Below are 10,189 nucleotides of genomic sequence, written 5' to 3' on the forward strand. Positions count from 1 at the left end.
TTAACCTCGCATAAAGTCTAAAGTACCTTGAAGTATATAAGCGGCGGCGAGGTTGTCTATAACTTTCTTTCGCCCATCTCTTCGAACGCCGGATTGTATCAGCATACGGTCCATGGCTTGGCTGGACAGGCGCTCGTCCCATAACAGGATTGGTATGTCAGATTGTTGGCTTAGCGTATCGGCAAATTTTCTTACATACTCACACTGCGGGCCTTCGGCTCCATTCATGTTTAATGGCCAGCCAATAACCGCGCCACACACCTGATTATCCTTAAAATAATTGCAAATCGCCAAAATATCCTTCGCAAGCGCAGTACGCCTGATCGTACGGTCGGCCGAAGCTATGTTTCTAAGCAAGTCGCTTAATGCCAAACCAAGGGTTTTAGTGCCAACGTCAATCCCTGCCAGCCTTCCCGTTTTTGGCAATTTAGCGCAAAAGCTCAGTTTATCAAAAATCATATGGCATTTAAAAAAATCCTTTTATGTTAACAGGTTTTTAATTTGTTATTCGGTAAAATATTTGGATAAGGACTGAAGGAGGGTGAATTTTATGGACACGTCACGACAGTCTCTAGAGATCCTACTTGACCTGGTGGAGATCAAGCTTGGGGCACTTTTGGTACAAGATAAAGAAGATATGCAGGAGTTAAGTAACCTAAAATCCTGCAAAAGAGAGCTTGCTGGAATGATTGAAGGCAAATCAACCGAAAGAAGGCAAAGACATCAACGCGTCATTGCTTAGCGCGTACCCACTGTATAAGGCGGCCTAGCTATCTCGTTGCGATGGCTTAAGGAATAAAAGGAAAAAGGTGGCTACAACCGCGATTCCTGCGTTTACATAAAACGCAACTTCGGCGCTGTGCCTGTCCCACAGATACCCCATGAGTATGCTTGAAGAGCACATGCCTATCGCGCAGGTAACGTTGAATATGCCGAAAGTTGTGCCTTTTAGGTGTTTTAAGGAATAATCCGATACTAAGGCATACAGCGTTCCTTGAGTAGCGCCAAAATGGACGCCGTATACTGCAACACCCAAAAATACTTGCCAAATCTCGGTCGCAGAGCCAAGAATCGCACAAGACACGATCATAAAAATGAAACCAGCCGCCAGAAATTGCCTTCTGTCTGCGTTGTCGGACCAGATTCCTACTAACTTAACCGTTGGGGTATAGAACAAATACATAATCGTTAGTATAAGCGCCTGGTACTGCACGCCAAGCCCAAGCGTCTGAGCGCGATAGACCAAAAATGACTCACTGAACCTGGACATCATAAAAACTAAGCTTACGAATATAAAATACCAATATTCGCCGCCAAGCTCTCGCAGATCTTCGCGTTTAATGGGAAATCCTTTCCTTTTCTTCAGTGCGGTTATCCCTACCGCATCCTTTACGCCAAAGCAAAGCAGCAGTACTGCCAGCACTATCGGTATGATCGCAATTATGTACACAGCCCTTATTGACGGTTCATCGTCACCTAAGTGACTTAAAATCTGCCAACAAAATATCCCGCCGATTGTTGAGCCTAGCGACGCCATTCCCTGACGAAGGCCAAAACACGTCCCCTTCATGCCTTTAGGGGAAGTATCTGCCACCAAGGCGTCTCTTGGGGTATCGCGTAAGCCATTCGCTACGCGTTCTATCGTTTGTGCAGACATATAGGTAAAAACACTGGTGGCCATCATGAATATGGGCTTTGTGAATATAGCCGCCGCATATCCTATCAAGACGAGAATCTTCCTCCGTCCAATATAGTCGCTAAGCACGCCAGAGCACAGCTTGATAACATAAGCCAGCGCCTCGGTAATACCGCGAACAAATCCCAGGTCGAGGCTGTTTCCGCCCAAAAGTCCAATTATAAAGATTGGGGATAAGCTTGAAATAATGGTCGAGGACGAGTTCATAAGCAGGCTTACGAACGATAAAGTCCAAATCGTTCCTGGAATCTTGCGAATAAAATTTGGAACAACCGATCTCCCTTTCGCGGATTGTTGATTTTCTGTCATAAGTCAGCTGTCTTGAAAGGGTGGCAATGACCGTATGGCGCTTTAGTACCATATGCAAAGGCAATTGTAAAATTAAATTAACGATCTTTTGGACTTAAAAAGTCCTTGAAAACGCGGTATTAAGGTGCTAGAAATTCCGTTTAGGGTATGAGGTTATCTCAAGGGCATACCTGAAATGTGCAATTGTTAAGGATTTGAAGAAAAATGCCCAAGCTAAAGAACAAAAGCTCTGCTAAAAAGCGATTTAGCTTTACCGCTACGGGTAAGGTAGTCGCCGCTTCGGCGTTTAAGCGACATAACCTGCGTAAGCGTCCTCAAAAGATGAAAAGGCAAAGTCGCGGCACCATGATCCTTAAGTCTTGCGATACTAAGATTATCTCAAGTTGTTTGCCGGTATAAATAAGGTGAAATATGTCGCGTGTTAAGCGTGGTGTTACGGCGAGGGCTCGTCACAAGAAAGTACTGAAACTCTCCAAAGGGTTTGTTGGTCGTTCCAGCACCTGTTTTGGGCCAGCGGTCGAAAGGCTAGAGAAGTCTTTGCAATATGCGTATAGGGATCGTCGTACGCGCAGGCGCGACCTAAGGTCGCTTTGGATAGTACGGGTAAACGCCGCTTCTCGAGAGCACGGAATCAAATACTCAGAGTTTATTTTTGGTCTTAAGAAGGCCGGCATAGTATTAGACAGAAAAGTTATGTCGGACATGGCCATCAATTCGCCCGATGCATTTGGTGCGTTGGTTAAAGAGGTCGTAAAGTTTATACCTAAAAAAATCGCCTCTGCCTGAGCGCGCTTTCAAAAAATCCCTTATTTATTGTAAAATTACGGCGTCGTGCGTTTAGTTTAATTTTATTGCTATATATATATTTTGCGACCGGTAGCAGATCGGCTTTTCACTGAAAAATCCGCTCTCCTCCTTAATTAAGTAAGCCTGAAATTTCATCTAAAGTCGCCTTAGTAAATAATTTGTCAAATTAACATTATTTTTCTCTTGACAAAAGTTGATTGATATTGCTATGATTGCATAATAGGATTTCATGAATTCGTTGATGAGGTAACATTATGAATAAGAAGCAACTAGTATTATTGACATTTTTTCTGTTGTCTGGCTTGTCCAGTCAGGCGGCCATGCCTGCTCCGTTAGGTTTTTCGCAAGAGGCATGCTGGTCTCAGTTTGTGATTTGGCCAGAAGAGAAGCCACGGTTTGTTGTAGCGTTATCCGAGGTTGATAGGTCTACGCTCCCGGTTGTTAGAGTTGGTCTTGCAACTGACGATGCTCAAGCTGAACCTGCGCAAGGCGGTCCTGTAGTCAATATATGTATTTTGGGTGTCGATAAAAACCCAAATTTCGAACATCCAACTTTTAGACTTGATCTTCGTGGATGCTCACAAGATTTTTTCTTGCAGGTCGTTGCTCGTCCGTATTTGCTGGGGATGAGAATGGATATGTCTGGTCGCAAAATGTCCTTTATACAACGCCCATTCCTTATCGCAGAGCCCGATCCCGATAGGTTATTAAGCGACTGGGATTTCGTAACAACCGCATTAGCTGGTCCATGCGATGATATTAAAGCCAAAATAAATGGTGTTTATGGCGTGCTTCAGGTAGTTGAATCGATGGAACAATTGTCTCCACCAGCCGCAATAGCGTCTTTCCAAGACAGATTGCCGCGCTTTATTGATTCGCTTGCAAGAAAATTGCATTTGCTCGATTCAGAAAAAGATTTCTTTTCCAAAATCATAGGCCAGGGGGAGGTTTTTATTGCTCCGTATGATTCTCAGGAAATGGTTGATTTCAGGAAGGCGCATGATTTTAAAGATGATCTTATTGTTGGATATTACTCACATAGCGATAAAAAAAATAAGAGTTGCTACGCCAAATGTAGCCTCTGCTATTTCGGTTGCTTTCCATGAGGCAGGGCACGGGTATGCTCATAAGGCTATCACTTTCGACGTTCATGAGCAGTTTTCTATGTTCTTTCAAGTGGCATCTTTATTTTCGGCTATGGAAGATAATCTTCTAACGAAGCGAGAAGCTTTGGAATTAGGGCAGGAGCTACTAATAACTATGTATGCAGAAGTTGCGCCAATTGTGCAGTTCTATGCGCTAAATCAAGGTGGCGAAGACCCTGCGCAAAAATTCGGTTTTGATGAGTCCATAGCCAGAATGATTGATGGTGTATTGCCTTTAAGCGTAGATGGTCCATTAGCTTCTCGTTGGGCAAGACACGTTGAAGCCTGTGTTAGAACTCAAATTAGATTGCTTGATGGCAGCGAAATGCCTGAGCTTGAACACTATGGTTTTTCAACCGTTAGTGCGCTTATGGAATGTTACGAGCTTTCTAAGCTTGCACGCGGTGATGGAGAAGGAGGGATTTACCCTAGCGCCATCAGGGACACAGCGTCTATGGTCAGTGCATTTGATGCCGATGATCCACGCGCGGGCTTTATCATGGCATTGAACAGAGTTCGCTTGGTCGGACAAGTGCCAACGGTAAGGAAAGATCATTTTACTCTGCCAAAAATATCGGAAGCGCTAGACTACCTTAATCAGACGGTCAGCACATACGATCCGCATCCACAACCTTGCTTACTGGCGTGAATTAAATTCAGTGATGGAAAACATAATCGTTTTTTGCTAGAGATGATGACATCACTTTCCCCGGTAGCTCAGTCGGTAGAGCAAGTGGCTGTTAACCACTGGGTCGGCGGTTCGAGTCCGTCCCGGGGAGCCAGTTTATGGCAAGGCTTAGCCTTGGTAAGCTGGGTTTGTTATGCAATGACAGTTGCGCCCTCCTTTCACAACCGTAAGAACTGGCCCATAGTAATCATTGGTAAGTCGTACGTCTTTATATCTACGATCTGAGCTAGCGCTTCTTCTTTCGTCTATTGCGCGCCTTCCAATAGGCCAAAAAAGCTTAACATTGGCCAATGTCTAATTAGCCCTAGATAAACGCTGCAAAAAGTGTAAGATCCCACCTACGAGTCTCCCTCGTCGTGTTGCGCAACGACCTAGGTGATAGCGAAAAAGACGCCCGTTTCGCTGCGCAACACTAATCGCCAGAACTTCTTAAGTCATTACCCAAGATTTCTTGACGCCTAAGGTCATTTTATATCGGCTTACGAACTGTGTCTATTCTAAAAATTGTATGATGACAGAATATATCAACTCTTAATTGAAAATTAATCATTGCGCCTGCATCTTCAATACTTTACAAAGCGAGGGGCGCGCTGGATTTTTGTTTCTCTTCCAAGCATACGCCACCCTCGTTTAAGCCTTTACAATATTAAAAACAGCAGTATACAATCCAGCGCCGGCTTATGCTTAAGTTGGTGTGTTGCTTATATGCTGGCGGTTCGCCTTCAGCAGGTTAGCGTTTTTACTGGATATAAAATATGTCCTCGATAAAGATCGACTGTGTTTCTAAGTCATTTAAAGACAGCCATATTTTAAAAGACGTAAATCTCGATATAGAGGACGGAAAATGCACGGTCTTGGTCGGCCCGTCTGGGTGCGGCAAATCCACTTTGTTAAGGCTTATATGCGGTCTTGAGACAGTTGACAGTGGAAATATTTATATAGATAACGAACTGGTTAACAACGTTCCCCCAGCTTACAGAAGTATTGCGATGGTATTTCAGTCATATGCGCTTTATCCGCACATGAGCGTTTTTGATAACATGGCATTCGCCCTTCGTGTGCATAAGATCTCTAAAAAAGACACAAAAGAGCATGTCATGCGAGCCGCCAAGATCCTTAAAATTGAGGAACTTCTAGACAGGTTTCCTCGGCAACTTTCTGGCGGCCAGCGTCAGCGCGTCGCCATTGGGCGGGCGATTGTGCGTAAGCCAAAGGCCTTTTTATTCGACGAGCCCTTGTCTAACCTGGATGCTGCTTTGCGGACCGAGATGCGGTACGAGATTGCCGCGCTCAAGTCCCAACTTAACGTAACGATGGTGTACGTAACACATGATCAAGCCGAGGCAATGACTTTAGCGGATACACTGGTGGTAATGAACAAGGGGCGCATAGAACAGTCCGGCAAGCCATTACAGCTTTATAACAATCCAAAAAACACATTTGTAGCAAGTTTTATCGGCGCGCCTAAGATGAACTTTATAGAAGGAACTTTACAAAGCAATGGCGCTGGAAAAGAGGCGCGTTTTGTAACTTTTGATTGCCAAGAGCTTAGCTGCCCAGTCTTTGCTGGCAATGCATCCAATGTTGGCAAATCGTTTGAAATAGGTGTGCGTCCAGAAAACATCACCATAGTCTCTAAACACGAAGCAAATTGCTTAAAAGGAACCATTTCCTGGATCGAAAACCTCGGTAACGAAGTTTACTTGTATTCTAAGCTTGCGAACGGTCAGCTAGTAAATTCCCGTGTCCGCGCTGATTTTAGCCAGAGCATTGGCGATACAGTATTTTTGCACTTGGATATGACGCATGCCCATATTTTCGATCATTTGGGCAATAATGCGCTTAATTAAATAAAGGTTTTATCGATATCGATTTACATGATTTTTGAATTTGTCAGAAACGCGCTTTTGTGTTAGCATTATGGTCTCTTTAGGATTTAAAAATTATGGCCGGCAAATCTTTAAAGCTTACCCGTAGAGAGCTGACTTCATCAATCATGGAGGAGTTTCAAGTTACAAAAATGCACGCCTCTGACGTCATCGAGACCATATTGGTTGAATTGGCGGACGCTCTTCGCCGTGGCGAAAAGGTGAAAATATCTGGACTTGGAGTATTTTGTGTTTTGAATAAAAAAGAACGGGCAGGATTTAACCCAAAAACTGGCGAAGCCGCCAGGGTATCAGGCCGAAAGGTTGTTTCCTTCCACCCATCAACGGTATTTAAAGCTAGGCTTAATAAAGCTAAATAACCATTTTGGAATTCTTACGACAATTTTAAAGTATCATCATCTGCTGTGACTTTTATCCGATCGCTACTAAAGCCAGAGATTATTTTTGACGCAATTGGATTTTCAAGTCCTTTCTGTATAACTCGGCGTAAAGGGCGGGCTCCGTAAATACTGTCAAAACCTTTTTGGGCCAGCCAATCTTTGGCTTTGTCATCTATTTCCAGCACAATACCTTGTTCGTCAAGCTTGGCTAAAAGGCGTTTAAGCTGAATATCGACAATATCACGCATATTTTCCTGACGCAGGCGGTTGAAAATCAGAATTTCATCTAACCTGTTAAGGAATTCCGGCCTGAAGGCACTTTTAACAACCTCCATCACTTGATTTTCGATATCGGCGTTGGTTTCATCCTGTCCCATCAGCTCAGAACCCAAATTGGACGTTAGTACTATCAGCGTGTTACTGAAATCAACAGTGCGACCCTGCCCATCGGTTAAGCGCCCGTCATCCATAACCTGAAGCAGTATATTAAAGACGTCTGGATGGGCTTTTTCTACCTCGTCGAACGGGACCACTTGATACGGCCGACGACGAACCGCTTCGGTCAACGCGCCTCCCTGCTCATAACCTACATAACCTGGAGGTGAGCCAATCAGCCGCGCTATAGAGTGTTTTTTCAATCGATACGAATCATGGCATTATCACTGTCGAATAAGAACCATGCCAACGCTTTTGCAAGCTCGGTTTTGCCGACCCCGGTGGGGCCGAGGAAAAGACAACTGCCCATTGGCCTGTGCGCATCCTTAAGCCCTGCGCGCGAACGCCTGATCGCATTTGATACGGCCTGTACCGCATGATCCTGACCAACCACGCGCGCTTTCAACGCCGATTCCAGACTTAAAAGCTTTTCCTTCTCGGAGCCAAGCATCTTGTCGACCGGAATACCCGTCCAACGTGAAACTATTGCCGCTACGTCCTGCGAATCGATGGCCTCTTGCACAAAGCGCGATTTGGTCACTTGCCCTTCAGTTTTAGCAAGATCAGCCTCCAATGCAGGAATGCTTGAATACATAAGCTCGCCTGCGCGGGCCCAATCCCCGGCCCGTTGCGCTTGTTCAAAGCTTTGTCTAGCTTTATCAAGCTGAGACTTGGTCTCATGCACTTTGGCTATTTTATTCTTTTCTTCCAGCCACAACTTTTCCAGATCAGAATACTCCGACTCTGCTTGGGCCGGCTCGCCCTCAAGCTTCTTTAACCTTTCTAAGGTAACTGCTGTTTTGCCGTAGGGCTTTGTGCTATCATCGCATCATTGTGCCCAGATGGCGGAACTGGTAGACGCGCTAGGTTCAGGTCCTAGTCTGTGAATAGCAGGTGGGGGTTCAAGTCCTCTTCTGGGCACCATTTTATCCAAGAAAGCAGGCAGCAGATTGTAGAGTAGCGTTTGCGCAACTTCACCGTAGTTGTCCGCCACTATATTTTAAGGCATTCGGCAAATTAATTGCCTCATCCTTAAGCGTCAATCGGCAGATGGCGCCTCGTCCGCGTGCTGTAAATAAGGGGCAAAACGTTCCGTTGCTATCTGAACCAGCCGATTTTTAAATTGATCCAGTTCATCTTTGATCAATTCGTGAGGAGGCAAAGATGGTTCTCTAAATGGAGTGCTTTGTTGAATTTTATCGCGATAAAACTCAAATAACAGTCGTACATCAGGATCTGTCCGCGCTAATTCAGCGAACTCAGCAGACCAAGGCTTTATGGCACCATCGTAATGTAATACAATTAAATTTTTAAGCTCTTCTATTAATTCAGCCGCAAACCCAGGACTCAACCGTAAAATTTGCTGTGCCATATCAGAGAAATCCCTGACCTCTAATAATCGCCAATGATAATCATCTGCGGGCGATAAACTAAACAGGAAGTTCTTCGGATTAAAGTTACATCGGACTGGTAATGACGGAAAAGTGATGAATTTATCCAATGCTGCTTCGTCAAGGCCGGCATGATTCATGGCTCTTTCGCGATCATCTTCTGTTAAAAGTGAAGCTTTTGTCACACCATCTTGATCCTTTAACAGCCACCGCGTACCGACCAATATGCTTCTTTTAAACAACAGCCCTGGCGTGTTGCGAACCGCAGCTACATTCATAGCTACATCCATAAATTCTTTATTCCAATCTACAAAGCATTGGGCAAATTGCGGGCAAGCTTGGAAATGCGATGCTGTCTCTGACAGAATATTGTCAAAAGATTCTTGCGTTAATACTTTACCTGCTAAATGATCAGGTTGACCCTCGCAAGGGCATTTTTTAACTGCACTAACGAAATGTTTTAAGCAAGCCATTTTGGCTGAGATATCTTCCTCTGCAGATAAAAAGCATTTTGCTAGATTGGTAGTATCTAGAGAAACGTTTCTTTGGTATTCCCTTAATTCCAGCCGGGCTTCTTGTAAGAACAAATCGCTGCTGAATCCCCTCTCCAAAAAAGCTTGCAAATCGAAATACATTACCCCTGCTGATGTGTAGGAATGCACCGACTTACCCATCCTTAGGCCCACTAAGCGCCCGTCCGTCATCTGATTCAAGTCGGCAGACAATACGATGCTGTGATTTGTGCTAAATTTAGGGACTTTACAGAAATCATCAAATACCCACAAGTCAGAATCTAGCCATAACACTGATGACACTCTATCACAGCCAAGCAGTCGCTTGGTAAAATCAGCTTGAGTGTTAAGATGAGCAAAAATACCAGGAAACTGCAGCTTGAGGAAAATTAAATTGGGCCACTTAACGCTAAACCTCTCCATCTCTTCTCTATCAATGGGAAGGGTATCTATATCAAATACAAACACTTTTACCTGAGGGTTAGACATGCTTTCCAATTTTCCGACAGAGTCTGGTGAAATTTCCTTACCAAAAACCATAATGTTAAAAAGCGTATCAGGGTTTGACGCTTTTACAGTGGCTATGGCCTCAGCCGTTGGTTTAGCATAGTTTTCGTCGCAAGCCATCCCTATATTCATGTACGGCGGAAGAGCCGCATAAGATATAGACGCGCTGAAAAAACCAACAACTAAAGCAATTTTAGCAAACATTGTTATTCCATATAGTCAAGAGCAGTGAATTATATACAAATATAACTCAATGGTCAACAGGTTTATTCAATAAGCAGATCGGATATTTTCTACATCAAATACCGCCGAGCCAAATTTCATGCCTATTTCGCAACAATCTTAAAATGAGCAAAAAATATATTGACAAAAGTATAATATTATGTCATATATGCGTTCATCAGATTTTTAATAAGGAGAAATTATGAAA

Annotated in this window: 12 protein-coding genes, 2 tRNA genes and 1 pseudogene; 9 read left to right on the forward strand and 6 right to left on the reverse strand. The window is 44.1% G+C overall.

Annotated features, from left to right (window positions below; translation table 11 throughout):
- A complete protein-coding gene (gene ruvX / locus LBL30_01815) occupies positions 1–459 on the reverse strand; it encodes a Holliday junction resolvase RuvX (protein ID MDR1031843.1) in 459 nt (152 codons plus the stop codon).
- 91 nt (positions 460–550) lie between these two features.
- Here ruvX and LBL30_01820 point away from each other — a divergent pair, with 91 nt between their 5' ends.
- Positions 551–742: a hypothetical protein gene (locus LBL30_01820; GenBank protein MDR1031844.1), complete on the forward strand. Its 192-nt coding sequence runs from the start codon at positions 551–553 to the stop codon at positions 740–742.
- Between the two features lie 24 nt (positions 743–766).
- Here LBL30_01820 and LBL30_01825 read toward each other — a convergent pair whose 3' ends face one another.
- Positions 767–2,005, reverse strand: a complete 1,239-nt coding sequence (locus LBL30_01825; GenBank protein ID MDR1031845.1) for an MFS transporter — start codon at positions 2,003–2,005, stop codon at positions 767–769.
- Positions 2,006–2,209: 204 nt separating this feature from the next.
- Here LBL30_01825 and rpmI point away from each other — a divergent pair, with 204 nt between their 5' ends.
- From rpmI to LBL30_01850, 5 genes are all read left to right on the forward strand, one after another.
- Positions 2,210–2,404: a 50S ribosomal protein L35 gene (rpmI, locus tag LBL30_01830; protein ID MDR1031846.1), complete on the forward strand. Its 195-nt coding sequence runs from the start codon at positions 2,210–2,212 to the stop codon at positions 2,402–2,404.
- Between the two features lie 12 nt (positions 2,405–2,416).
- Positions 2,417–2,791: a 50S ribosomal protein L20 gene (gene rplT / locus LBL30_01835; protein MDR1031847.1), complete on the forward strand. Its 375-nt coding sequence runs from the start codon at positions 2,417–2,419 to the stop codon at positions 2,789–2,791.
- 275 nt (positions 2,792–3,066) lie between these two features.
- A complete protein-coding gene (locus LBL30_01840; protein MDR1031848.1) occupies positions 3,067–3,918 on the forward strand; it encodes a hypothetical protein in 852 nt (283 codons plus the stop codon).
- 58 nt (positions 3,919–3,976) lie between these two features.
- Entirely contained in the window at positions 3,977–4,606 is a 630-nt protein-coding gene (locus LBL30_01845; protein ID MDR1031849.1) for a hypothetical protein, read from the forward strand.
- Between the two features lie 57 nt (positions 4,607–4,663).
- A tRNA-Asn gene (locus LBL30_01850) sits at positions 4,664–4,739 on the forward strand.
- Positions 4,740–4,753: 14 nt separating this feature from the next.
- Here the strand turns inward: LBL30_01850 and LBL30_01855 are convergent.
- On the reverse strand, positions 4,754–4,936 hold the full coding sequence (locus tag LBL30_01855) for a hypothetical protein (protein ID MDR1031850.1): 183 nt from the start codon (positions 4,934–4,936) through the stop codon (positions 4,754–4,756).
- A 464-nt stretch (positions 4,937–5,400) separates the two neighbouring features.
- Here LBL30_01855 and LBL30_01860 point away from each other — a divergent pair, with 464 nt between their 5' ends.
- Both LBL30_01860 and LBL30_01865 read left to right on the forward strand, forming a co-directional pair.
- Entirely contained in the window at positions 5,401–6,495 is a 1,095-nt protein-coding gene (locus tag LBL30_01860; protein ID MDR1031851.1) for an ABC transporter ATP-binding protein, read from the forward strand.
- A 95-nt stretch (positions 6,496–6,590) separates the two neighbouring features.
- On the forward strand, positions 6,591–6,893 hold the full coding sequence (locus tag LBL30_01865) for an HU family DNA-binding protein (protein MDR1031852.1): 303 nt from the start codon (positions 6,591–6,593) through the stop codon (positions 6,891–6,893).
- Between the two features lie 14 nt (positions 6,894–6,907).
- On the opposite strand, the gene LBL30_01870 is transcribed toward LBL30_01865, so the two are convergent.
- Both LBL30_01870 and LBL30_01875 read right to left on the reverse strand, forming a co-directional pair.
- A complete protein-coding gene (locus LBL30_01870) occupies positions 6,908–7,162 on the reverse strand; it encodes a hypothetical protein (protein ID MDR1031853.1) in 255 nt (84 codons plus the stop codon).
- Positions 7,163–7,192: 30 nt separating this feature from the next.
- Positions 7,193–7,800, reverse strand: a pseudogene (locus LBL30_01875) (AAA family ATPase).
- Positions 7,801–8,185: 385 nt separating this feature from the next.
- Here LBL30_01875 and LBL30_01880 point away from each other — a divergent pair.
- Positions 8,186–8,273 (forward strand) — tRNA-Leu (locus tag LBL30_01880).
- A 115-nt stretch (positions 8,274–8,388) separates the two neighbouring features.
- Here LBL30_01880 and LBL30_01885 read toward each other — a convergent pair.
- The gene (locus tag LBL30_01885) at positions 8,389–9,963 is read right to left on the reverse strand and encodes a hypothetical protein (GenBank protein ID MDR1031854.1); all 1,575 of its coding nucleotides are present in this window, start codon (positions 9,961–9,963) and stop codon (positions 8,389–8,391) included.
- Positions 9,964–10,189 lie beyond the last annotated feature (226 nt).

Source organism: Holosporales bacterium (assembly GCA_031263535.1).
GTDB lineage: Bacteria > Pseudomonadota > Alphaproteobacteria > UBA3830 > JAIRWN01 > JAIRWN01.